This window comes from Streptomyces sp. NPDC048278 (genome assembly GCF_040652195.1).
Taxonomy (GTDB): domain Bacteria; phylum Actinomycetota; class Actinomycetes; order Streptomycetales; family Streptomycetaceae; genus Streptomyces.
The window spans coordinates 150,711-174,683 of record NZ_JBEZLP010000017.1; the positions used below are offsets into that span (position 1 = coordinate 150,711).

A 23,973-nucleotide genomic window follows, 5' to 3' on the forward strand; every position below is an offset into this window, starting at 1 on the left:
CCCAGGAGGTGACGACCATGGCCACGACCACGACACTCGCCAAGGCCGAAGAGTCGGTCGAGTACGCGGCACGCCTTGAGCATGTCTCGAAGTCCTTCGCGACTCCGGGCGGGCAGCAGCTCGTCCTGGACGACATCACCCTCGATGTCGCGCCGGGTGAGTTCGTCACCCTCCTGGGGGCCTCGGGCTGCGGCAAGTCCACGCTGCTGAACCTGGTGGCGGGGCTCGACCGGCCCACCGCGGGCTCCATCGCGACGGACGGGCGGCCCGCCCTGATGTTCCAGGAGCACGCCCTGTTCCCGTGGCTGACCGCGGGCAAGAACATCGAACTCGCCCTGAAGCTCAGGGGGGTTCCCAAGAACGACCGCCGGGACAAGGCCGAGGAACTGCTCGAACTGGTCCGGCTGAAGGGCGCGCACGGCAAGCGCGTCCACGAGCTGTCCGGCGGCATGCGCCAGCGGGCCGCGCTCGCCCGCGCGCTCGCCCAGGAGAGCAGACTCCTGCTGATGGACGAGCCGTTCTCGGCCCTGGACGCCATCACCCGCGACGTGCTGCACGACGAGCTGACCCGGATCTGGGAGGAGACCGGCGTCTCCGTCCTGTTCGTCACGCACAACGTCCGCGAGGCGGTACGGCTCGCGCAGCGGGTGATCCTGCTGTCGTCCCGGCCGGGCCGGATAGCCCGCGAGTGGGAGGTCGGCATACCGCAGCCGCGCCGCATCGAGGACGCGCCGGTGGCCGAACTGTCCCTTCAGATCACCGATGTACTGCGTGGGGAGATCCGCCGTCATGGCCAGCACTGAGACGACGCCGGCCAAGGACGCCGGAAGCGTCGAGGCCGGCCTCGACGCCCTGGAGACCACGGCCACCAGCCGCCCGACCCTCCGCCAGACCTTCACCAGCAAGATCCTGCCGCCGATCATCGCGCTCGCCGTGGTCCTCGTGGTCTGGACGCTGCTGGTCCCGGTCGTCGACGACCCGTCCAAGCTGCCCTCGCCCGCGGCGGTCGGCGACGCGTTCAAGGACGCCTGGCTCAAGGGCGACCTGCTCGGCTACATCTGGACCAGCGTCAGCCGCGGCCTGCTCGGCTTCCTGTTCGCCCTCGTCATCGGCACCCCGCTGGGGCTGCTGGTGGCGCGGGTGAAGTTCGTGCGCGCGGCGATCGGCCCGATCCTGTCCGGCCTCCAGTCGCTGCCGTCGGTGGCGTGGGTGCCGCCGGCCGTGATCTGGCTGGGCCTGAACAACTCGATGATGTACGCCGTGATCCTGCTCGGCGCGGTCCCCTCCATCGCCAACGGCCTGGTGTCCGGCGTCGACCAGGTGCCGCCGCTGTTCCTGCGGGCCGGGCGCACGATGGGCGCGACGGGTGTGAAGGGCATCTGGCACGTCGTGCTGCCGGCCGCCATGCCCGGCTATGTGGCCGGTCTGAAGCAGGGGTGGGCGTTCTCCTGGCGCTCGCTGATGGCGGCGGAGATCATCGCGAGTTTCCCGGACCTCGGCGTGGGCCTCGGCCAGCTGCTGGAGAACGCGCGCACCGCCAGTGACATGGCGATGGTGTTCGAGGCCATCATCCTGATCCTGTTCGTCGGCATCGCGATCGACCTGCTGATCTTCAGTCCGCTGGAGCGGTGGGTGCTGCGCAGCCGCGGCCTGCTGGTGAAGAGCTGAGGTCCATGCCCGCGAAGCCCGTTCTCCTCGTCATCGCCCACGGCAGCCGCGATCCGCGGCACGCGGCGACCGTCCACGCCCTGGTGCGCCGGGTACGGTCGCTGCGGCCCGGGCTGCGCGTGGAGACGGGCTTCCTGGACTTCAACATCCCGTCCGTGCACGCGGTGCTGGAGTCCCTGGCGGCGGAGGGGGTCCGTGACGTCGTGGCCCTCCCCCTGCTGCTGACCCGCGCGTTCCACGCGAAGGCCGACATCCCGGCGGTGCTGCGGGACGCGCCGCCGCGGCTGCGGATCCGGCAGGCGGAGGTGCTGGGCCCGTCGCCGCTGCTCCTGTCGGCCCTGGAACGGCGGCTGTACGAGGCGGGGCTGACCCCCGCCGACAAGTCCTCGACCGGGGTCGTGCTGGCCTCCGCCGGGTCCTCCGACCCCGAGGCCATCGCGGTGATCGCGGACATCGCGCGGGAGTGGCGGCACACCGGCTGGTGCGCCGTGCGGCCCGCGTTCGCCTCCGCGTCCCTGCCCCGCACCGAGGACGCGGTGCGCGAGCTCCGGGAGCTGGGCTGCGCCCGGGTCGCGGTGGCGCCGTACGTCCTGGCTCCCGGCTTCCTGCCGGACCGGATCGCGCGGGGCGCGGCGGAGGCGGACGTGCTGGCCGAGGTGCTCGGTCCGGCGCCGGAGGTGGCGCGGGTCCTGCTGGAGCGGTACGACGCGGCGCGCACCCCGGCCCTGGCGGCCGTGGGGGCCTGACCGAGAGGCCTGGTGTTCGCGGTCCGGCGCTCCCCAGTCCGTCGGACCGCGAACAGACCGGCCCGTGGCCGGCACACCTGCTTCTGCGTCCCGTCCGGCAAACACGTCACACCACGGGTTGCACCGGTCCGCGCAAACCGCCCCGCCGTGGGGGTTGTTCGCGCAGTTCCCCGCGCCCCTTCGGGGCACGTCAGCCGTAGCGCCCCTTCAGGGGCGCGGGGAACTGCGCGCTCAGCCACGACGGCGCCGTACGTGACCAGCTCCCTGCCTCAACCGGTTGCGGCGACAGCCTCACCGGCGAGCCGGACGAGTTCCCCGAACGGCATCGACCCGGGTGCCCGCCGCTCGCGTGCGAAGGCGTTGGCGAGGTGCTGGAGGAGGTCGTTGAGCGGGGTGGGCACACCGTGCAGGCGGCCCAGCAGGGCGATCTCGCCGTTGAGGTAGTCGGCCTCGATCGTGCCGGTGCCCCGGCTGAGGGACTGCCAGGAGGAGCCGCCGCCGCGCGGGGCGCCCGCCAGCGGCACCAGGTCCACCTTGTGGCCGCGCAGCGCCTTCTGCTCCTCGACGCTCGCGTAGGCGATCCCCGCGGCGTCGAGCACGGCCTCGCCCTCGGCCCGCACGCTCGCGAACAGCGCCGTCGCCTCGTCGTCGGCGATGGGCCCGCCGACCGCCTCCAGCGCGTTGCCGAGGTTGGAGAGCAGCTTGGCGTACTGCCAGCGCGCCACGTCGGGCACGACCGGCGCCTCGAAGTGGGACTTCTCCAGGTCGGCGGCGACCAGCAGGGCGGTCGCGTCGGTGCCGTGCGGGTGGCGGCCCAGGTGCAGCATGCCGGTGAGCGGGGCGCCGCCGGCGGAGACGACACCGGGTTCGACGAAGGTCGACGGCAGCCACACGCAGACGCCGTAGACGTGCCGGAAGACGCGCAGGGCGAGCCGCTGGCCCTCCACGCCGTTCTGGGCGCAGAACAGGGGCAGCCGCTGCGCCGCCGTACCACCGCCCGCGACCGGCGCCGGTCCCCAGGCCTGGAGAGCGGTCACGGTGTCCTGCGTCTTCACGGCGAGGACGAGCACGTCGTCCGCCCGCAGCCCGCCCAGTTCCGCGGGCCCGGTGACGGCCTGGAGCCGGTAGGTGTACTCGCCGTCCGGCACCGTCAGCCGCAGCCCGCCGTCCCGCAGCGCCGCGTGGTGCGCGCCCCGTGCCACCAGGACGACCTCGTGTCCGGCGCCGGCCAGCCGCCCGCCGATCGCACCGCCGACGGCCCCTGCTCCGATGATGATGTAGCGCATGGGACGAGCCTCGCACAGACGCGGCCCCCGACCCGGGGCAGGGTCGCGGCGGCCGGCGGTCATGCTCCGGGGGCCGTCAGCTCCACCAGTTTGACCACCGTGTTCCAGTTCCGGGTGGTGGCGGTCAGCCCCTTGTGGAGCCGGGGCCGGGCCAGCGCCTCGGCGAGCTTGGAGCGGCCGAGGCCGTCCGGGGCGTACAGGTACAGGGCGCGGTCGCCGAGCCGGAACTCCTCGGGGAGGTGGGCGGCCGGGTCGATGTCGGCGTAGCGCTCCGCGGTGACCGGCGCGGAGAGGTACGTGACGTGCAGCTGCTTGGCCGTCAGCTCGGCGGCCGGGAACGGGCAGTCCGCCTCGACCGCCTTCAGGTAGGCGTGGTCGCGGACGAGCACGTCGACGGAGAAGCCGAACCGCTCCTCGATCGCCCCGGTCAGCTCGGCGGCCAGGGACTCGGCGTCCCCTCGGGCGGTGGCGAAGACGGCCTGTCCGCTCTGCAGGTAGGTCTGGACGGAGTCGTGCCCGAGGCCGGTCAGGAGCGCGCGCAGTTCGGCCATCGGGAGCTTCTTGTTGCCGCCCACGTTGATCCCGCGCAGCAGCGCCGCATACGTCGTCATTCGAACACCTTAGAACGGCCGTCGTGCCCCGTGGGGGATGGCACGACGGCCGTGCCGGGCATGCCGGGCTGCCCGAAACTCTGGCCGATCCGACCGGTCCGGATCAACTCCTACACGCACCTGTGACTTGTTCAACAAGGTTTCGTAATCACAAACAGGATCCGCGTCGTCGGAAGGGACGTCCCTGATCATCACCCCCGAGATGGGTCGATAGATGTAAGGGCCCGACATCCTCCCAGGCGACGAGAGCCGGCCGCCGGACTTCACCGGGCAGCACGAGGAGTCGGTCTTATTCCGCCCATACCTTCGAATCGAACGAAGGAAGTCGTGAAGAGACCGTGGCGGCCGGGGCCGTCACCGCACACGAGGGGGGCATTCCCGTCATGGATCCCGTCATGGGGAACGGAGAGACGCGGGTGCGGGGGCTGGCCGCCCGGGCCGGCGGCTGGAGCGCCCGGCACCGCTGGGCCGCCGTCGGCATCTGGGTGCTGTTCGTCGTCCTGGCCATGGGGCTCGGCTCGGCCGCAGGACGGGTCGACGTCGACGAGAGCGACCAGCTCAAGGGCGAGACCCACACCGCAGCGCAGATCATCAACGACGCGGGCATCAAGGAACCGGCGAGCGAGACGGTCCTGATCCAGTCCGGGGACCCGTCGGTCAAGGCCACGGACGCCGCGTTCAAGGCCGCCGTCACGGATGTCGTGAAGGCCGTCGACGGCACCGGCAGGGTCACGGACGTCACCTCGCCGTACGTCACCGGGACGATCTCGAAGGACGGCCGCAGCGCGCTCGTCCAGTTCGACATGCGCGGCGACTCCGAGACCGCGGGCGACCGGGTGCAGCCGGTGCTGGACGCGGTGGCGGGGGTGCAGAAGGCGCACGGCACGCTGCGGATCGAGGAGATCGGCGGCGCCAGCATGAACAAGCAGTACGACGACGCCTTCGGCAAGGACTTCCAGCGGGCCGAGTACTCCGCCGTGCCGGTCGCCTTCGGCATCCTGCTGATCGCCTTCGGCGCGCTGGTGGCGGCCCTGCTGCCGGTAGGTCTGGCGGTCACCGCGATCATGGCGACGATGGGCCTGATGGGTCTGGTCAGCCACCTGCAGCCGATGAGCGACACCGCCAACTCCGTGATGCTGCTGGTCGGCATGGCGGTCGGCGTCGACTACTGCCTGTTCTACCTGCGCCGGGAGCGCGAGGAACGGGAGGCCGGCCGGGGCGCGGACGCCGCGCTGCGGATCGCCGCCGCCACCAGCGGCCGGGCGATCATCGTCTCCGGTGTCACCGTCTGCGTGGCGATGGCGGGCATGCTCTTCACCGGCCTCGCCGAGTTCGAGGCGATGGGCCTGGCCTCCCTGATGGTCGTCGCGGTCGCCATGGTCGGCTCCGTGACCGTGCTGCCCGCGCTGCTCTCCCTGCTGGGTCACCGGGTGGAGAAGGGTCGTATACCGTTCCTGCGCCGCCGCAAGAGGGCCCACGGGCCGTCCGAGAGCCGGTTCTGGACGGCCGTGCTGCGGGGCGTGCTCGCGAAGCCGCTGGTCTCCGTGCTCGTCGCGGTGGGCGCGCTGCTCGCGGTCGCCGCTCCCGCCCTCGGCATGAAGACCTCACAGCTCACCCTGGACCAGGAGTTCGGGCACTCGCTGCCGATCGTGGGGACCTACGACCGGCTCAACCAGGCCTTCCCCGGCGGCTCCGAGCCCGCCGAGGTGGTCGTCAGGGCGAAGGACATCAACTCCCCCGAGGTCAGGCAGGCGCTGACCGACTTCAAGGAGCGGGCGATCAGCTCGGGCGCCTCGCGCGGCCCGGTCGACATCAAGCTGCACGACGCCCAGAACGTCGCCCTGGTCACCGTGCCACTGGTCGGCGGCTCCGACCTGGACAAGGCCGGCAAGAGCCTGCAGAAACTGCGCGACGAGGTACGTCCGGCCACCCTCGGCAAGGTCGACGGGGTGCAGGCGCCGATCACCGGGAACGTCGCCGGCAACCAGGACTTCAACGACCAGCTGCTCGGCTCGGTCGTCCCGGTCTTCGCCTTCGTGGTCGTCTTCGCCTTCCTCCTGATGCTGCTCTCCTTCCGCTCGCTGACGGTCGCGGTCACCTCGATCCTGCTCAACCTGCTCTCGGTGGGCGCCGCCTACGGCATCCTCGTCGCCGTCTTCCAGCACGGCTGGGGCGCTTCGCTGGTGGGCGCGGAGGGCGTCGGCGCGATCGTCACCTGGCTGCCGCTGTTCCTCTTCGTGATCCTGTTCGGCCTGTCCATGGACTACCACGTGTTCGTCGTCTCCCGGATCCGCGAGGCCCGGATGCGCGGCCGGTCCACCAGGGACGCGATCCAGCACGGCGTGGTCACCACGGCCGGGGTCGTCACCAGTGCCGCCGTCATCATGGTCGCCGTGTTCGCGATCTTCGGCACGCTGTCCATGCAGTCCATGAAGCAGATGGGCGTGGGCCTGGCCGCCGCGGTCCTCATCGACGCGACCGTCATCCGGGGCGTGCTGCTCCCGGCGGTGATGGCCCTGCTCGGCGAGCGCAACTGGTACCTGCCGAGCTGGCTGCGGTGGCTGCCCGACCTGACGCACGACGAGTCGCCGGAGGCGGTGGCACCGCCGGCCGGCCGGGACGAGCAGGACCGGCTGCCGGTCTGAGCCGTCCGGCAACAGGTGCGGCACCCTTCGACACAGGGTCCGTCGGTCTCCGGGGGAGCCGACGGGCCCTGTTCCCCGTGGCCTCAGCGCTGGTAGCGGGCGAGCACCAGGTTGCCGTCCTTCTCCAGGCGGTGGCGGAGTTCGCCGAGGCCGATGACGCCGCTGTAGTACTCCTGGAGGGCCGGGGTGGCCACCTTGTCCTTCCACTCGGGGTAGCCGCGGACCGTCTGGGCGGGGGCCGGGCTCAGGTACCCGGCGAGGGCGGTGCCGGTGGCCCAGCCGTACTTGGCGGTGTGCAGGGCGGGGTCCTTCAGTGCCCGGGTGCCGGTGGGCAGCATCCAGTCGCCGAGGGCGAGCCGGACCATGTTCTCCGGCCGCAGCAGGAAGTCGATGAACTCGGCGGCCTCCTTCTTGTGCGGGCTGTCCGCGGCGACGGACAGCGTCTGCGGGCTGACGCCCTGGGCGAGGCCGTCGGCGCCGGCCGGGGCGGGCAGCACCTCCCACTCGAAGCCCTTGGGCGCCTGCTGGACGATCTGCTGACGGTAGGAGAAGCCGAGCGGGACCATCGCGTACCTGCCGCCGAAGAAGCCCGGCAGGGTGTCCGAACCGCCGCTGCCCAGGGTGGAGCCGGGTGCGCTGTGGTCGACGTCGACCTGGTCGTGGACCGTGCGCGGCACGACCTGGTCGGCGGCCCCGAACCGCACGGTCACCTTCCCGTCGGCGCCCCGGTGGAAGAGCTGCCCGCCCGCCGACAGCGACAGGTTGAGCGTGGCGGAGACGGGTTCCTTGAGCGGCCAGGCGACGCCGTACTTTCCGTCGCCGCTGAGCTGCTTGGCGATCTGCCTGAACTCGGCCCAGCTCCACGGGTGTTCGGGGGTGGGGATGCGCACGCCGGCCTGCGCGAGCCAGGTCCTGTTGGCGATCAGCACCCGCGGCTCCTGGAGGAAGGGCACGCCGTAGACGCCCTTGCCGAAGGTGGCGGTCTCCCAGCTCCGCCGCGGTATGCCGGACCTGAGGCGGGCGGAGAGCAGGCCGGTCAGGTCGGCCAGGTAGCCGCCGTAGGCGAAGTCCGCGAGGTCGTCGGAGGCGTCGTGGATGATGTCCGGGGCCTCACCGCCCTCGAAGGAGGTGAGCAGCTGGTCGTGGACGCTGTCCCAGCTGCCCTGCACGTACTCGACCTTGACGTCCTCGTGCGTGGCGTTCCACTCCTTCACCAGCTCCTTGTTGGCGGCGACCGACTCGTCCTGCCAGGCCAGGGACTGGAAACGGAGGGTGACCGGGCCGCCGGCACGGGACCCGGAGGTGCAGCCCGCGAGCAGCAGGAGGAGTACGACGGCCGCCGTGCCGATCCTGGTGCGCATCAGCTCTTCACCGCCCCGGCGAGCATCCCGCCCGTGATCCGCCGCTGGACGAGCGCGAAGACCACCAGCGAGGGCAGGGTGGCGAGGAAGGCTGCCGCCGCCAGCGGGCCCAGGTCGGCCACGCCCTCCGCGCCGATGAAGTGGGTGAGGACGACCGGCAGGGTCTGTTTCTCCGGTGTCTTCAGCAGCACCAGCGCGAAGAAGAACTCGTTCCACGCGGTGACGAAGGCGAACAGCCCGGTCGCCACGATCCCTGGCGCCAGCAGCGGCGCCGTCACCGACACCAGCGTCCGCAGCCGCCCGGCCCCGTCGACGGCCGCCGCCTCCTCCAGTTCGACGGGCACCGCGCGGACGTAGCCGACGAGCATCCACAGCGCGAACGGCAGCGCCCACACCACGTACACCAGCACCAGTCCGACCAGCGAGTCGATCAGCCGCAGGTTCTTCAGCACCAGGAACAGCGGGATGATGACCAGGACGAAGGGGAACGCCTGGCTGACCACCACCCACCCGGTGGCCGCCCGGGACAGCGCGGTACGGCGCCGGGCCATGACGTACGCCGTCGGGGTGGCGAGGAGGACGGCGATCAGTGCGGCGCCGAGCGCGGCGAGCAGGGAGTTGAGGCCGGCCCGCAGCAGGGGCTGTTCGTCGAAGGCCTGGCGGAAGTTGGCCAGGGTGGGGTGCCGGGGGATCCAGGTGGGGTGCAGACTGCCCAGCTCCTGCGGCGACTTGAAGGCGGTGGAGAGCAGCCACAGGAGCGGGAAGGCCAGGAAGACGAGATAGCCGAGCAGGGCCGCGTACTGGCCCGCGCGGGCTGCGGTACGGGTCCTCACGCGTCCTCGCCTCCTCTCAGCCGGCCCGTCAGGAAGACGGCGAGCAGCACCGCGATCACCGCGACCATCACGCAGCCCATCGCCGCCGCGTACCCGAACTGGCCGTACCGGAAGGCCTCTTCGTAGGCGAAGAGCATCGGCAGCCGGGTCTTGCCGCCGGGCCCGCCGCTGGTCAGGACGTAGACCAGGGCGAAGGAGTTGAAGTTCCAGATCAGGTTGAGCGCGGTGACGGCCAGCGCGATCGGTCTCAGGGCGGGCCAGGTGACCGTGCGGAAGCGGCGCCAGGCGCCCGCGCCGTCCACCGCCGCCGCCTCGTGCAGTTCGCGCGGGGTGTTCTGGAGCCCGGCGAGCAGGGCGACGGTGGTCTGCGGCATCCCGGCCCAGACGCCGACGACGATCACCGCGGGCAGGGCGGTGCCGAGGCCGCTCAGCCAGTCCCGGCCGTCACCGAGGCCGAGGTCGTGCAGGGTCTCGTTGAGGACTCCGGCGTCCGGGTTGTAGACCAGCCGCCAGATGATGCCGACGACGACCTCGGGCATCACCCAGGGCACGATCGCCAGGGCGCGGGCCAGCCAGCGCAGCCGTAACTCCTGGTCGAGGAGGAGGGCGAGGCCCAGGGCGAGCAGGAACTGGGGCACGGTCACCCCGACGGCCCAGACCAGGCCGATCCGGAACGACTCCCAGAAGAGCGTGTCGTGCAGCAGGTCCCGGAAGTTGAGGCCGCCGATCCACCGGGTGGCCGCGGTCCGGCCGGACTGGGCGTCGGTGAACGCCAGCAGGATCCCGTAGAGCAGCGGGCCGACGCTCAGCACCAGGATCGGGATCAGCGCGGGCAGGACCAGGAACCAGGCGCCGTGGCCGGTGACCCGTGCGGCGGCCGGCCGCCTCGTACTCGCCACGTCGGTGACCAATGCCACGTCATCCCCCTTTGCGCGGCCCGGCCGGGCCTGGACATGGTCGTGAAGACGGGTTGTCCCGTCAAGGCACCGCGCACACCGTCCGACCTCCCCGGATGCGAGACTGACCGCCGGATGGCGAGAAGACGACGCCGTGTGCACCCGCACAGCGGCGGCCACCCGGGCGTCGGCGACGGACACGGAGGCGGGCGATGGACGAGGCAAGGGCGCGGGACGTACTGGCGGCGGCGGGGGTACTGCCCGGCGCGGCGGCCGACGCCTCGCTCCTGGCCCTGGGCGAGAACGCGGTGTTCGCGGCCGGTGACCTGGTGGTGAAGGTCGGCCGGGACGCCGAACTCCTCGACCGGGCCCGGCGGGAGCTGGACATCGCCGGGTGGCTGGCGGCGGCGGCCGTGCCCGCCGTTCGCGCCGCCGAGCCGAAGGCGCTGCTCGTCGACGGCCACCCGGTCACGGTGTGGCACCGGCTGCCGGACCCGGTGCGACCGGCCGAGCCGCGGGATCTGGCCGAACTGCTGCGGATCGTGCACGCACTGCCCTCCCCCTCCTTCGCGTTGCCGCCCCGCGAACTCCTTGGCGGGGTGGAGCGCTGGCTGCGGCTGGCAGGCGACGCGATCGACCCCGCCGACGCGGCATACCTGCGGGAGCGCCGGGACGGCTTCGCTACGGCCGCGGCCACGCTGACGCCCCACCTGACGCCGGGGCCGATCCACGGGGACGCGCTCCCCCGCAACGTGCACGTCGGCCCGCACGGCCCGGTCCTGGTCGACCTGGAGACCTTCTCCGCCGACCTGCGCGAGCACGACCTGGTGGTGATGGCTCTGTCCCGGGACCGCTACGGGATGCCGGCCGAGGCCTACGACTCGTTCACCGAGACCTACGGGTGGGATGTACGCGAGTGGGAGGGGTGCAGTGTGCTCCGCGGCGCCCGGGAGACGGCCAGCTGCGCCTGGGTCGCCCAGCACGCCCCCACCAACCCGAAGGCACGGGCGGAGTTCGAGCGCCGGGTAACGTCGCTACGCGAGGGCGACGAGTCGGTGCGCTGGTACCCCTTCTGAGCTACGTCCCCTGAAGAGCGCCCCGCAGAGCGCGCCCCGCAAGGGGCGCTGGGGGTACCCCCGGCCGAAGGCTGGGGGAGGAACTGCGCGACAAGCCCCCACCGGCCCGCGGCCAACACACCACGTAACCCGGTACTCAGACGGCGTCGGCCAGCTCCCGCAGGGGCCACGCCCCGTCCACCACCGCGTCGGCCTCCCCCTTGCGCCGCAGGAACTGCTGGAAATCCGCCGCCCACTCCGCGTACCACTCCACCTGGCGCCGGTGCAGCTCCGCCGGCCCCAGCGCCGCGATCTTCGGATGGCGCTCGGCTATCGCACCGGCAAGCCGCGCCGCGGCGAGCGCGTCGGCCGAGGCGTTGTGGGCCGCGGCGAGGGTGATGCCGTACTCGGCGCAGACCGCTTCGAGGTTCCGCTTGCCGCGGCGGTAGCGGTCGACCCAGCGGTCGATGGTGTACGGGTCGACGACCGGCGCCGGGTCGAGTCCGCCGAGGCGGTCGGAGAGGGACGGGAGTCCGTGCCGGCGCAGCTCCGCCGAGAGCAGGGTGAGGTCGAAGGTCGCGTTGTAGGCGACGACCGGGACGCCGGTCTTCCAGTAGCCGGTGAGGACGTCCGCGAGGGCGTCGGCGACCTGGTCGGCCGGTCTGCCCTCGGCCGCCGCCCGCTCGTTGCTGATGCCGTGCACCGCCACCGCGTCGGCCGGGATCTCGACGCCCGGATCCGCCAGCCATTCGCGGCGGCCCAGTTCCTGCCCGGCCCTGACCTCGATCACGGCCCCCGTGACGATCCGTGCCTCGCGCGGATCCGTACCCGTCGTCTCCAGGTCGAAGCCGATCAGGAGCTCCTGGTGCCAGCCCATGGGCGGCCCCCCTTCTTGGTGGTGCTTTCCCCCAGTGGTCTCCACCCTCGCATGCGCCACTGACAATCAGATGACCGCGTTCCGCTTACCGGCGCGTCAGGGGCCCGCACCCGCGTCAGGACACCGGACGCGAATCCACCCAAGCCGTCTCGAACTCCTCGCGGTAGGTCGGAAAGAGTCCCGTTTCCACCACGTCGTCCGACTTGACCACCTTGCTGCCGTTGCGCAGCACCAGCACGGGCGACTCCATCCCCCGCGCCCCGCGCAGATAGGACTGGATGATCGCGACGCCGTCCGCGCCGTCGCCGTCCACCAGGTAGGCGGAGAAGCGCGGGGTGTCGTCGTACACCTGGATCTCGAAGGCGCCCGGGTCGCGCAGCCGGGAGCGGACCCGGCGCATGTGGAGGATGTTCATCTCGACCGAGCGGGCCAGTTCGCCCCGTTTCATCCCGAGCTCGCGCTCGCGGCGCTTGACCGCGCTGGAGGCGGGGTTGAGGAAGAGGAGGCGGACCCGGCAGCCGGTCTCGGCGAGGCGGACCAGGCGGCGGCCGGAGAAGTTCTGCACGAGCAGGTTGAGGCCGATGCCGATGGCGTCCAGGCGGCGGGCCCCGCCGAACAGGTCCTCGGCCGGGAACTGGCGCATGAGGCGGACCCGGTCGGGGTGGACGGCGACGACGTCCGCGTAGCGGTCGCCGACCAGGTCCTCCACCGCGTCCACCGGCAGCCGGCGCGCCGAGGGCACATCGCCGCCCGCGCCGAGCATCTCCAGGAGCCGGGCGGAGGCGCGCTCTGCCTGGTCGAGGACGGCCCCGGACAGCGCCCGGTTGCGGGAGACGACGTTGCGGGTCACCTCCAGCTCGTCCAGGGCGAGTTCGACGTCGCGGCGTTCGTCGAAGTACGGCTCGAAGCACGGCCAGTGCTGGACCATCAGCTCGCGCAGCTGCGGGAGGGTGAGGAAGCTGAGCACGTTGTCGTCGGCGGGGTCGAGCAGGTAGCCCTTGCGGCGGCTGACCTCGCGGACCGCGACGGCCCGCTGGACCCATTCCTGGCCGGCCGGACCGGCCGCGGCGACCACCCACTCGTCGCCGTGGACGGGTTCGTAGATGGGCCGCAGCACGGCGGCCACGACCGTGCGCATCCGCTGTTCGACGAGGTTCAGCCAGATGTAGGCCCGGCCGGCCCGCTGGGCGCGCGTACGCACCTCCAGCCAGGCGTCGGCGTCCCACTCCAGCTCCGGTCCGATGGAGCCCGTGGCGTCCATCGGCCGGGCCAGGGACACCGCGCCGGGCGGGACGTCTTTGGAGTTCCCCTCGTGACCCTCGTCACCAGGGGGCAGCTCCAGGCCTCCCGAGCCCACCCGTGCACCGCCTTCCGCTCCCCCGAGCTCTCCCTGTGCCAACGATCAAGGAAGGGTACTCCGGGAGTGGTCGGCGGTGCAGCCGGATGGACAGGTCGTTTCTCAACTACCGTTTCCGGGCTGTCCGTTCTGATCAGCAAGGGCGGCCGGAGTGAGCGGATTCATAGCGGTGACGTCCCGCGGGGCGATGGAGAAGCCCTGCCAGTGGACCGGCATCGGCTGCTGGTCCTCGTCGCGCGCGATGTGGTGGAAGCCGACGTTCACCCAGACCACGGGGTTGGTGAGGGTCTGCCCGTTGACGAACTTGTCGACGGTCTTGGGGTGTCCGGTCGCGCAGCCGGGGTTGTTGCTGGCGAACTGCTCGCACTTGTCGTACTGGGTGAAGTAGACGTCGTGCGAAGTGAACGGGTGGCCCGGGTACTTGCTGCTGGCGCCCCGGGCGATCTCGTAGGACCGCGCGTGCCCGTCCTTGTTCTTGCCGGCCGTGCTGACCACTCGCCACCAGCGCATGTTCTGGGCGTCACCGGCGAGTTCCTTGGTGACGTCGGTGCGGGTGGTCTTGTTGGTGGGGGCTTCCTGACCGCGCGCGGGGGCACTGACCTTCGAGTCGTACTGTTCGATGCGGCTCTTCGACGAGCCGTCGAGGTCGAAGTCGAGCTTCCAGAAGACGTTGTGCGCGTGGCTGGTGGCGTAGGCGTGCGCGCCCTTGCCGATCGGCCAGCCGCGGCCGTCGCCTGCGTCGTAGTCGTTCGGCGAAAGGCTGCCGGTGGCACCGACGTTCATGTTGATGGTGCCGTCGTCCTGGAACCGCCACTCGGTCATGTACTCGTACCAGCCGACCTTGTTGACGGTGTAGATCAGCAGGTCCTTGCCCTGCTGCTGGTACACCCGGTTGCCGGTGTCGGCCTGCATCCGGTACGCGTGGCCGCGCGAACGGGTGGTGGTGCACAGGCCGTTGACGTTCGGGTGGGCCGGGTCCCAGGCGTCGGGGACCTTGACGGTCTTGATGGTGCCGCCGGGGCACTCGGCCGAGGCGAGCGGCACCAGGCCCTGGGCGAAGCCGAAGCCGGTCAGGTCGTCGTACTCGACGCTGCCGTCGTCGTAGGGGACGTCGATCTGGGCGAGGCGGGCGCTGGAGAGCACCTTGATGGGGGCGGACTCGCCCTTGGGCTGGTAGGAGATGTGTTCCAGGACCAGTCCGGCCTTGCTGTCGTAGCGCCAGCACATCCGCCAGGTGGTGCCGGTGGAGAGCTTCTGCTCGATGCGGTAGGCGGCGGAGCAGTCGGCGGCGGGCGCGGCGGCCTGCTTGGACTGGGCGACGGCGGGTCCGGCCGCGGTGGTGGCGCCGGCGGCCAGCGCGACCGTGGACAGGCCGACGGCGGCCGTCCTGCGGGCACGGCTGATTCTGGGCGCGCGCGTGCTCGCGCGCAGGTTCACGTGCATGACGAAGTGACTCCTGGTACGGGAGATGCGGAGTGGAGAGGTGAACGGAGGGTCCGGCTCAGCTGTCGAGCTTCACGACCTTGCGCGCGCTCAGGTCGACGATGAGCGACCTGGCGTCGATCCACGGCCCGTTCTTCACCTTGGGGAAGAGCCGCACGCAGCGGTGTTCGCCGCACTTGTCGAGTGCGGCCGGCTGGGCGCCCGGAGTGGCGCGGTAGACCGCGCTGTTGAGCAGCAGCTGCTGCTCCGGGTCGGTCAGCGCGCTGCCGGTGGCGTCCTTGAAGTCCGCCTTCAGGCCGGCGCCGAGCGGGTCGGCGATCAGCAGCTTGAGCGCCTCGACGTTCTCGTCGTGGCTGAGCGGCGGCTGGACGCCCGTGCGGCTGGTGGTCTGCTCGACCTTGCCGGTGTCCAGGTTGACCGTCCGGGTGACGAGGGTGTCGTCCCGGTAGTCGTAGAACGTCACGTCCGCGCGGCGCGGCGCGTTCGAACTGTCCAGTTCGTTCGCGTTCGGCTCGGCCAGATCGACGCTGATCCGCTCCGGGCCGCGCCGGCCCTCGACGTTCTCCCCTGCGCTGAACATCTGCTGGGACAGGGCGAGTTGTTCGACGCGCTTGGTCTCGTCGTCGGTCAGCGGGTCGCTGCCCGTGCCCTTCTTCCCCTCGGCCGGCGCCTGTTCCACCACGCCCGGCTTGACGGCGTCCTGTCCCTGGCCCGCCTGCTGCCCGGCGACCGCGCCGGTCCCGTCGCTCCCTCCCGACTCGTTCGCCCCTGCCGTGCCCGGCAGGGTGATCCCGACCATCACGGCGGTCCCCGCCACCGCCAGTCCCGCACCGGCCACCACCTTGCCCAGATGGCGGTGCACTATCTTGCGCACATCTTCCCCCTACTCCACCTTGGTCACAGGGAGTACGTGTATGCCCCACTGGTTCGGCACACTTCGCCACATGGGTCGCTGTGTGCACTGGTCGCCGGGTAAGAGGGGTGTAAGTCACATGGGGTTCCATTACTTTCGGGCAGACTCATGACCAAGGCGCCCCCGGGCGCGGGACCCACCTGGAAGAGTCGACTTCATGCAGGTCTGGCCTGGAGAGGCATATCCGCTCGGCGCCACCTATGACGGCGCCGGGACCAACTTCGCGGTCTTCACGGAGGCCGCGGACCGAGTGGAGCTGTGTCTGCTGCACGACGACGGCTCCGAGACGGCGGTGGAACTGCGGGAGAGCGACGCCTTCGTACGGCACGCCTACCTGCCGGGCGTGATGCCCGGGCAGCGGTACGGCTTCCGGGTGCACGGCCCGTACGACCCCGGGCGCGGGCAGCGCTGCAACTCGGCGAAGCTGCTGCTCGACCCGTACGCGAAGGCGGTCAGCGGATCGGTGCGCTGGGGCGAGGAGGTGTACGGCTACCACTTCGGCGACCCCGACAAGCGCAACGACCTGGACTCGGCGCCGCACACCATGACGTCGGTGGTGATCAACCCGTACTTCGACTGGGGCGACGACCGCCGGCCGCGCACCGAGTACCACCACACCGTGATCTACGAGGCCCATGTGAAAGGCCTCACCATGCGCCACCCGGGCCTGCCGGAGGAGCTGCGCGGCACCTACGCGGGCCTGGCCCACCCGGCCGTCATCGAGCATCTGACGGCGCTCGGCGTCACGGCCCTGGAGCTGATGCCGGTCCACCAGTTCGTGAACGACCACCGGCTGGTCGACATGGACCTGAACAACTACTGGGGCTACAACACCATCGGCTTCTTCTCCCCGCACAACGCGTACGCCTCCTGGGGCGACCGCGGCCAGCAGGTCCTGGAGTTCAAGTCGGCGGTGCGGGCGCTGCACGAGGCCGGCATCGAGGTGATCCTCGACGTGGTCTACAACCACACCGCCGAGGGCAACCACCTGGGCCCGACCCTGTCCTTCCGCGGTCTGGACAACCCGTCGTACTACCGCCTGACGGACGACCCGCGCTACTACATGGACACCACCGGCACCGGCAACTCGCTGCTGATGCGGTCCCCGCACGTCCTCCAGATGATCATGGACTCGCTGCGGTACTGGGTCACCGAGATGCACGTCGACGGGTTCCGCTTCGACCTCGCGGCGACCCTGGCCAGGCAGTTCCACGAGGTGGACCGGCTTTCGTCGTTCTTCGACCTGGTGCAGCAGGACCCGGTCGTCTCCCAGGTGAAGCTGATCGCCGAGCCCTGGGACGTCGGCGAGGGCGGCTACCAGGTGGGCAACTTCCCGCCGCTGTGGACCGAGTGGAACGGCAAGTACCGCGACACGGTGCGCGACCTGTGGCGGGGCGAGCCCCGCGCGCTGGCCGAGTTCGCCTCCCGCCTCACCGGCTCCTCCGACCTCTACCAGGACGACGGCCGCCGCCCGCTGGCCTCCATCAACTTCGTCACCTGCCACGACGGCTTCACCCTGCACGACCTCGTCTCGTACAACGACAAGCACAACCAGGCCAACGGCGAGGACAACCGGGACGGCGAGAGCCACAACCGGTCCTGGAACTGCGGGGTCGAGGGCCACACCGACGACCCCGCGATCCTCGAACTGCGCGAGCGGCAGATGCGGAACTTCGTCGCGACGCTGATGCTGTCCCAGGGCGTGCCGATGCTCGGCCACGGCGACGAGTTCGCGCGCACCCAGCAGGGCAACAACAACGCGTACTGCCAGGACAACGAGGTGTCCTGGGTGGACTGGCCGGCTCCCGGGGACGACAGCGAGCTGCTGGCCTTCACGCGCGCGATGGCGCGGCTGCGCAAGGAGCACCCGGTCTTCCGGCGCCGGCGCTTCTTCCACGGCCGGCCGGTTGAGGGCACCCACGACGAGCTCTCCGACATCGCCTGGTTCACCCCGGAGGGCCACGAGATGGCCCAGCGCGACTGGGACTCGGCCCCCGCGTCGGCCCTCACGGTCTTCCTCAACGGCAACGCGATCTCGGAACCGGACACGCGGGGGCAGCGGATCGCCGACGACTCGTTCCTGCTGATGTTCAACGCGTCGCCGGACCCGCTGGACTTCGTGGTGCCGGTGAACCACGGCCGGCAGTGGGAGGTGGTGGTCGACACCGCGCAGGCGGAGCCGGTGCCTCCTGGGGTGAAGGTGGTCGGGGGCGAACGCCTGACGCTGGTGGGCCGGAGCCTGACCGTTCTGAAGCGGCCGGCGTAGGCATGGGTTCCCCGATGGGCTGTTGTGCGGGTGCGGGCCGGTGGGGGCTGGTCGCGCAGTTCCTCCCCCAGCCTTCGGCCGGGGGTACCCCCAGCGCCCCTATGGGGCGCTCTGCCGTACCCGGCGACAGACAAGCCGACGGGGCGGGTACGAGGTCTCCATGACAGCTGAGCGAATCGCCTCCACCACGCCCACGGCCACCTACCGACTCCAGCTCCAGCCCGGCTTTCCCTTCTCGGCCGCCGAAGCCGCCGTGCCGTATCTCGCCTCGCTCGGTGTCTCCCACCTCCACCTCTCCCCCGTCCTGGAGGCCGTCCCGGGCTCCACGCACGGCTACGACGTCGTCGACCCCGCGCGCGTGCGCGAGGAGCTCGGCGGCGAGGACGGGCTCCGCGCACTCGCCCGCACCGCCGGGGCGCACGGCCTCGGCCTCGTCGCCGACATCGTGCCGAACCACATGGCGATGTCCCCGCGCCACAACCACGCCCTGTGGGAGGTGCTCCGGGAGGGCCCGAAGTCGCCGTACGCGCGCTGGTTCGACGTCGACTGGGAGGCGCAGGGCGGGCAGCTGCTGGTGCCGGTGCTGGGCGGCCCGGTCGGCGAGGTGCTCGGGCAGCTGGTGGTCGACGGGGACGTGCTGCGCTACCACGAGCACGCCTTCCCGCTCCGCGACGGCACCGCGGACCTGCCGTTGCCGGAGCTGCTGGACGCCCAGTGGTACCGCCCGGTGTGGTGGCGGCTGGCCCGCACCGAGCTGAACTACCGGCGGTTCTTCAGCATCTCGGAGCTGATCGGGGTGCGGGTGGAGGACCCGGAGGTGTTCGAGGCCACCCACGGCAAGATCCTCCAGCTGCTGCGCGAGGGCGTGCTGGACGGGCTGCGCGTCGACCATCCCGACGGCCTCGCCGACCCCGACGGCTATCTCGCGCGGCTGCACGAGGCCACCGGCGGGCGCTGGACGGTCGTGGAGAAGATCCTGGCCGACGGCGAGCACCTGCCGGCCGGCTGGCCGGTCGCGGGGACCACCGGGTACGACGCCCTGCGGCACGTGGACGGCGTGTTCACGGATCCCGCGGGCGCCGGTGAACTGCTCGGGCAGTACCGGAGGTTCGCGGCCCCGCAGACGGACCGGGGCGGCGACTGGGCGGCCACGGTGCGGCGGGCGGCGTACAAGGTGATCACGCATGAGCTGGCGGCCGAGACGGACCGCCTGACACGGGTGGCCACGCGCGTGTGCGCGGCGTCGCAGGATCCCGCCCTGCGCGACCGGGCGCCCTGGGCGCTGCGCACCGCGCTGCAGGAGCTGCTGGTGCGGCTGCGGGTGTACCGGCCGTACGCCTCCGGTGACGTGGCCGCCGTGGTCACCGAGGAGGCCGCCGAGGAGGCCCGGCGGGCCTTCGTGGTGCCCGCCGAGGGCGGGGCCGTGGACGTGGTGCGCGAGCTGCTCCTGACGGGGGACGGACCGGGGCGCGCGGAGTTCCGGACGCGGTTCGCGCAGACCGCGTCGGCGCTGCGGGCCAAGTCCGTGGAGGACACGGCGTTCTACCGCTATGTGCCGTTGCTGTCGGCGACCGAGGTGGGCGGCGACCCGGGCGACCCGGGCGTCTCGCCCGGCGCCTTCCACGCGTACTGCGCGCGCGTGCAGCGCGACTGGCCGCTGACCGGGACGGTGGTGACGACGCACGACACCAAGCGCAGCGCCGACGTGCGGGCCGCGCTGGCGGTGCTGACGGAGGCCCCGGAGCGCTGGGCGGACGTGCTGGCCGAGGTGACCCGGGACGGGGAGGGCGCGCCGGACGCGCAGCTGGCCTGGGCGGCCTGGCAGACGGTGTTCGGGCTCGGCCCGGCGGATCCGGAGCGGGTCCGGGGGGCGCTGGTGAAGCACGTGCGGGAGGCGGGCCTGTACACGAGCTGGACGGAGCAGGAGCCGCCGTACGAGGAGGCGGTGGTCTCGTTCGTCGCGGCGGGGCCGTGCGGGCCGCCAGGAGAGCGCGTGGCGGCCTTCCGGGCCTCGCTGGAGCCGCACGTCCGGGCGAACGTGCTGGGCACGGCCCTGGTCCATCTGACGATGCCGGGGGTGCCGGACGTCTACCAGGGCACGGAGGGCGAGTACCGGGCGCTGGTGGACCCGGACAACCGGCGGCCGGTCTCCTTCCCGCCGGCGCACCCGGGCGAGAAGGACGCGGTGACGGTGGCGGCGCTGCGGCTGCGGGCGCGGCGCCCCGGGGTCTTCGGTGACACGGCGACGTACGCACCGCTGACCGCCGACGGGCCGGCCGCGGCGCACTGCCTGGCGTTCGCACGCTCCGGGGAGGTGGTCACGGCGGTCACCCGGCTGTCACTGCGGCTGGCCGCCGCGGGCGGCTGGCGGGACACGGTCCTGCCACTGCCGCCCGGCCGGTGGGCCGACGTGCTGGCGCCGGTGCGGGAATTCACAGGGCACGCGCGCGTGGACGAGCTTTTCGACGGGCTGCCGGTGGCGCTGCTGGAGCGGGTGGGTGACGGGGGTGACGGGGGTGTCGGGGGTGACGGGAGCTGACCAAAGCCGGCTGGAGCTGGCTGGAGCTGCCGGGAACATGCGCCGGAATTCACTCGTACGAGTGAATATGTGGCTGATCCGTCGGTTTGCTGAAACTTGCCGGGCGCCCGCCGCGTCGGTTATCGGCGCGCGGAGCCGTTCCGCGCCCCGTAGTGGCTTCGCACCCCTGTCGGCGCCGACGAGCCCCACCGGCCGACGACACATGCCTCTGGGCGCCCCCTGGAGCCTCCCCCGGGAGGTTCTTGACAGTTCACCTATGCCGTGCGGGACTGGGGAATGCGAAGCCGGGCGGACAAGTCGGGGGTGAGTCTCCTGCCGGAGCTGCGTTACCCCAGTGTTCCCGAACTCGAAGCCACCGCCCGGGCGCTGGCCGCGCACCGGCCCGGCCTGTGCACGTTGCGGCAGATCGGCGTCTCCCGCGCGGGCAGACCGCTGCACCTGCTCTCCGTCGGACACGCCCGGCGGGCGGTCCTGGTGGTCGCGGGTGCCCACGCCAACGAACCGACCGGGGGCGGCACCCTCCAGGCGCTGGCCGAACGGGTGCTGCACGAGCGGGAGCTGCGGGCGGAGAACTCCTGGCACTTCCTGCTCTGCGCGGACCCGGACGGGGCGAGCCTGCACGTCACCCCGGCCCCGCGCAGCCTGTTCGACTACCACCTCGGCTTCTACCGGCCGGCCGGCCCGGAGCAGCCGGAGTGGTCGCCGTCGGTGCTGCCGCCCGACCGGCTGCCGCCCGAGACCCGGGCCCTGCTCGGGGTGATCGACGAACTGCGCCCCTACCTCCAGGTCACCCTGCACGGCACCGACCTGGGCGGCAGCTGGGTGCAGCTGACGAGGGACGTGCCGGGGCTCGCCGAACCGTTCGCCAAGTCCGCGGCGGAGCTGCACATCCCGGTGGAGACGGGCGCCTCGGACGCCGCGGGCTGGCCGCACTCCGGGCCCGGGGTGCGGGTGATGCCGGGTCCCGAGACGGGGGTGGCGTACCCGAGCATGCCGGACGACGCACGGCACAGCACCTGGTACCACGCGCACCGGTACGGCGGACTCACGGCGGTGGTCGAGGTGCCGATGTGGGCGAGCGACCTGGTCGACGACCCGGCGCCGCACCCGGCGCCCGCCGCGGCGATGCGGCGACTGGCGCGGCGGCTGCTGCGGGACTCGCGGGAGGTGGAGCGGGTGCTGGCCGATGCGCTGCCCCGGCTGGAGGGCCTGGGCGGCCTGGACGGGCCGCTGCTGCGGGCCGCCCGCTGGGCGCTGGGGCTGATCCCCGGCCTCGCCGAGGACTGGATCCAGCGCCCGCCGGTCGACACCACGATGGCGTACGTGGGCAGCGTGGACGCCTTCGGACGGCGGCTGCCGTTGCGGGCGGCGTCGATGCTGCTGCGGGTGCTGCGGGAGGCGGACGACCGCGCGGCGCCGCGGCTGGAGGAGCTGGTGGCCGCCTGGTGCGAGGCCTACGGCGAGCGTTTCAGGGCCCGCTGGGTGCCGTTGGAGCGCCAGGTGGAGCACCAGTCCCGGACGGTGCTGGCCGCCGCGCAGCACGCGCGCGAGCAGGCGGCATGAACAGGCGGCGTGAACAGGCGGCGTGCGGTCCGGCTCCGGCGCCGGGGGCCGCACGCCGCCCCGGGGCTCAGTCGTCGAGGGCGAAGACCGGACCCGTCCGGGCCGCCATCTGGCAGGAGTTCGAGAACGTCTCGCGGTACTCGATCGGCCTGCCGTTCCACTGGCCGCGCGCCTGGGCGGTCACCGGGGCGTAGACCATCGGGCACATGGCGTCCTTGGCCGGGGTGATGCGCGCGACGTCACCGTCCGTGCCGGCGAGTTCGGCACAGGCCTCGGCCGCGCGGGAGTACCCCTGGGGCGGGTCGCACAGCAGGACGGCGCCGCGCGTGTCGCCGGACTGGTCCTCCCCCTTGGTGACGGTCAGGTACAGGTAGTCGCCGCCGTGCGCCACGCCCGGCGCGGCCTGGGCGGGGCCGGCGGCGAGAAGGGCGGCCAGGGCCAGCAGGGCACCGCCGGCCGCTGTCGCTTTGCTGAGATGTGTCATTCCCCGTGCATCGGCACGACGGGCTCGGTACCCCAGCCCGACTCACCCGATCGGGCAAGCCCGCGCGCGTGGCGGTGCGCCAGTTCGAAGGCGCTCAGGACGATCCGTGTCTGGTACTCGGCCTGGCGCGCGACCGGGATCCAGCGGGCGCCGAGGGCGTCGTGGTAGTCCGCGCACCAGGTGTCGATCAGCCGGTCCAGGTCGGGCAGGGCGGCGGCCGGGTCGCGGCCGGTGCTGCGCAGGAGCTGGTGCAGCATCCCGGCGGTGCGCAGGGCCAGCCGGCGCCCGGCGATGCGCAGGGCGGCCAGGTGGGCGGAGCTGAGCGGCGGCAGCGGGCGGGCGCTGCCGGCGTCCGTGCCGGGGTCCCAGGCGTCGGCGAGGCCCGGGCAGACCAGCAGGTAGTCGTCGACGGGCGCGAGCAGCCGGGCCGCGTCCGGCGCCGCGGACAGCTGCGTCCTGACCCGGGCCAGGACGCCGTCCAGGAGCTCCGTGTCGCGCCGCAGCGTCCGGCTGACGGAGCGCAGCGCCGCGTCCCGGTCGGCGGGCGGTGTGCCGTCCTGGACGGCGGCCACGCCCCACATGGGCGCCTCGACGATGGCGGTGACGGTGCCGTGCCGGTACGGGTGGAACCAGGTGGACTCGACGGCGGCCTCGGTGATGGCGGCGGCCAGGTCGCCCCGGCGGGGCGGCGGGACGCGGTAGACGGCCGGCCCCAGGGTGGGCCAGTACAGGGTGTCGTAGGCGCCGAGTTCGCGGGGGATACCGAGCCGGGTCGCGGTGTGCGCGAGGCGCCGGTCGAGGCCGGGCAGCTCGCGGGTCAGCTCGACGAAGCCGCCGCCGACGTCGACGCCGTGCAGCGAGCACTGGAGGAAGGGCCGCAGCTCGTCCTGGAGGTCGAGCAGGGCCCGGGTCTCGGGCAGCGCGGCGGCGGCGGCCCCGTCGGGCAGCCACTCCGGCTGCTCCAGGAAGCCGGGCCGGAAGAAGTTCCGGAAGTAGTGGCCCAGGGTGTACGGCCCGGCCAGCCAGCCCTCGTTGCGCCGCGAGCCGTCGGGGTCCAGGCACAGCAGCAGGTTCCAGGTGGCGTCGGCGTCCTCGGTCAGCCTCCGGTCGGCGAGAACGCGGTCGGCGAGGCGGAGCACGGTGGCGCCGCCGACGGGTTCGTTGGCGTGCGGGCCTGCGACGACGAGGACGTGCCGGGAGCCGTGACCGATGGAAAGCAGCCACATCGGGGTGCCCGCGCGGGAGGTCCCGGCCCTGCGCAGCCGGACGTCCCGGGGGCGGTCGGCGGCCAGCACGGCCGCCCGCGAGGCGAGCTCGTCGACGGACGGGTAACGGAGGAGGGGCGGCAGGTCACACCTCCACTGAGCGGCGCCGTCGGTTCACATCGTGTGCATGGTGTACGCACAGTCAGTCACGACTCGGGAGGTACG

The 23,973-nt window shown here is 72.4% G+C and carries 19 protein-coding genes; 8 read left to right on the forward strand and 11 right to left on the reverse strand.

The window, feature by feature from the left end:
- Positions 1 to 17: 17 nt before the first annotated feature.
- The 3 genes from AB0D74_RS27975 to AB0D74_RS27985 are packed head-to-tail and all read left to right on the forward strand — an operon-like array spanning position 18 to position 2,414.
- The gene (locus tag AB0D74_RS27975) at positions 18 to 803 is read left to right on the forward strand and encodes an ABC transporter ATP-binding protein (RefSeq protein WP_362592676.1); all 786 of its coding nucleotides are present in this window, start codon (positions 18 to 20) and stop codon (positions 801 to 803) included.
- The gene (locus tag AB0D74_RS27980) at positions 790 to 1,668 is read left to right on the forward strand and encodes an ABC transporter permease (RefSeq protein ID WP_362592678.1); all 879 of its coding nucleotides are present in this window, start codon (positions 790 to 792) and stop codon (positions 1,666 to 1,668) included. The genes AB0D74_RS27975 and AB0D74_RS27980 overlap by 14 nt, the downstream gene beginning before the upstream one ends.
- A gap of 5 nt (positions 1,669 to 1,673) precedes the next feature.
- Positions 1,674 to 2,414, forward strand: a complete 741-nt coding sequence (locus AB0D74_RS27985) for a sirohydrochlorin chelatase (protein ID WP_362592681.1) — start codon at positions 1,674 to 1,676, stop codon at positions 2,412 to 2,414.
- Between the two features lie 269 nt (positions 2,415 to 2,683).
- Here AB0D74_RS27985 and AB0D74_RS27990 read toward each other — a convergent pair whose 3' ends face one another.
- Positions 2,684 to 3,700 (reverse strand): 2-dehydropantoate 2-reductase N-terminal domain-containing protein, encoded by a 1,017-nt coding sequence (locus AB0D74_RS27990; protein ID WP_362592684.1) that lies wholly within the window; start codon positions 3,698 to 3,700, stop codon positions 2,684 to 2,686.
- A gap of 59 nt (positions 3,701 to 3,759) precedes the next feature.
- Complete coding sequence (locus tag AB0D74_RS27995; protein WP_362592687.1) at positions 3,760 to 4,311, reverse strand: DUF1697 domain-containing protein; 552 nt, start codon at positions 4,309 to 4,311, stop codon at positions 3,760 to 3,762.
- A gap of 395 nt (positions 4,312 to 4,706) precedes the next feature.
- Between AB0D74_RS27995 and AB0D74_RS28000 the strand changes: the two genes are divergently transcribed.
- Positions 4,707 to 6,956, forward strand: coding sequence for an MMPL family transporter (locus AB0D74_RS28000; RefSeq protein ID WP_362592690.1), 2,250 nt, complete (start codon positions 4,707 to 4,709; stop codon positions 6,954 to 6,956).
- A gap of 83 nt (positions 6,957 to 7,039) precedes the next feature.
- On the opposite strand, the gene AB0D74_RS28005 is transcribed toward AB0D74_RS28000, so the two are convergent.
- From AB0D74_RS28005 to AB0D74_RS28015, 3 genes are read right to left on the reverse strand one after another with little or no spacing between them, the layout of a single operon-like run.
- Positions 7,040 to 8,317, reverse strand: a complete 1,278-nt coding sequence (locus AB0D74_RS28005; protein WP_362592693.1) for a sugar ABC transporter substrate-binding protein — start codon at positions 8,315 to 8,317, stop codon at positions 7,040 to 7,042.
- Complete coding sequence (locus tag AB0D74_RS28010) at positions 8,317 to 9,150, reverse strand: carbohydrate ABC transporter permease (RefSeq protein ID WP_362592696.1); 834 nt, start codon at positions 9,148 to 9,150, stop codon at positions 8,317 to 8,319. Before AB0D74_RS28010 ends, AB0D74_RS28005 begins: the two co-directional genes overlap by 1 nt.
- On the reverse strand, positions 9,147 to 10,061 hold the full coding sequence (locus AB0D74_RS28015; RefSeq protein WP_362592794.1) for a sugar ABC transporter permease: 915 nt from the start codon (positions 10,059 to 10,061) through the stop codon (positions 9,147 to 9,149). Before AB0D74_RS28015 ends, AB0D74_RS28010 begins: the two co-directional genes overlap by 4 nt.
- A 197-nt stretch (positions 10,062 to 10,258) precedes the next feature.
- Between AB0D74_RS28015 and AB0D74_RS28020 the strand changes: the two genes are divergently transcribed.
- Positions 10,259 to 11,122, forward strand: coding sequence for an aminoglycoside phosphotransferase family protein (locus AB0D74_RS28020; RefSeq protein ID WP_362592699.1), 864 nt, complete (start codon positions 10,259 to 10,261; stop codon positions 11,120 to 11,122).
- 136 nt (positions 11,123 to 11,258) lie between these two features.
- On the opposite strand, the gene AB0D74_RS28025 is transcribed toward AB0D74_RS28020, so the two are convergent.
- From AB0D74_RS28025 to AB0D74_RS28040, 4 genes are all read right to left on the reverse strand, one after another.
- Positions 11,259 to 11,978 carry a 3'-5' exonuclease gene (locus AB0D74_RS28025; RefSeq protein ID WP_351712367.1) on the reverse strand — a complete coding sequence of 240 codons (720 nt, stop codon included), beginning with the start codon at positions 11,976 to 11,978 and terminating at the stop codon, positions 11,259 to 11,261.
- Between the two features lie 115 nt (positions 11,979 to 12,093).
- A complete protein-coding gene (locus AB0D74_RS28030) occupies positions 12,094 to 13,335 on the reverse strand; it encodes an SAV2148 family HEPN domain-containing protein (RefSeq protein WP_362592797.1) in 1,242 nt (413 codons plus the stop codon).
- A gap of 102 nt (positions 13,336 to 13,437) precedes the next feature.
- Positions 13,438 to 14,778, reverse strand: coding sequence for a copper amine oxidase (locus AB0D74_RS28035; protein ID WP_362592703.1), 1,341 nt, complete (start codon positions 14,776 to 14,778; stop codon positions 13,438 to 13,440).
- Positions 14,779 to 14,836: 58 nt separating this feature from the next.
- Complete coding sequence (locus AB0D74_RS28040) at positions 14,837 to 15,652, reverse strand: Tat pathway signal sequence domain protein (protein ID WP_362592706.1); 816 nt, start codon at positions 15,650 to 15,652, stop codon at positions 14,837 to 14,839.
- Positions 15,653 to 15,848: 196 nt separating this feature from the next.
- Here AB0D74_RS28040 and glgX point away from each other — a divergent pair, with 196 nt between their 5' ends.
- From glgX to AB0D74_RS28055, 3 genes are all read left to right on the forward strand, one after another.
- The gene (glgX, locus tag AB0D74_RS28045; RefSeq protein WP_362592709.1) at positions 15,849 to 17,957 is read left to right on the forward strand and encodes a glycogen debranching protein GlgX; all 2,109 of its coding nucleotides are present in this window, start codon (positions 15,849 to 15,851) and stop codon (positions 17,955 to 17,957) included.
- Between the two features lie 160 nt (positions 17,958 to 18,117).
- Positions 18,118 to 20,496, forward strand: coding sequence for a malto-oligosyltrehalose synthase (gene treY / locus AB0D74_RS28050; RefSeq protein ID WP_362592712.1), 2,379 nt, complete (start codon positions 18,118 to 18,120; stop codon positions 20,494 to 20,496).
- 303 nt (positions 20,497 to 20,799) lie between these two features.
- Entirely contained in the window at positions 20,800 to 22,059 is a 1,260-nt protein-coding gene (locus tag AB0D74_RS28055; RefSeq protein WP_362592800.1) for a M14 family zinc carboxypeptidase, read from the forward strand.
- Positions 22,060 to 22,126: 67 nt separating this feature from the next.
- Here the strand turns inward: AB0D74_RS28055 and AB0D74_RS28060 are convergent, their stop codons facing one another.
- Both AB0D74_RS28060 and AB0D74_RS28065 read right to left on the reverse strand, forming a co-directional pair.
- Entirely contained in the window at positions 22,127 to 22,543 is a 417-nt protein-coding gene (locus tag AB0D74_RS28060; RefSeq protein WP_362592715.1) for an SSI family serine proteinase inhibitor, read from the reverse strand.
- Positions 22,540 to 23,892: a M14 family zinc carboxypeptidase gene (locus AB0D74_RS28065; RefSeq protein ID WP_362592803.1), complete on the reverse strand. Its 1,353-nt coding sequence runs from the start codon at positions 23,890 to 23,892 to the stop codon at positions 22,540 to 22,542. Before AB0D74_RS28065 ends, AB0D74_RS28060 begins: the two co-directional genes overlap by 4 nt.
- Between the last annotated feature and the right edge of the window lie 81 nt (positions 23,893 to 23,973).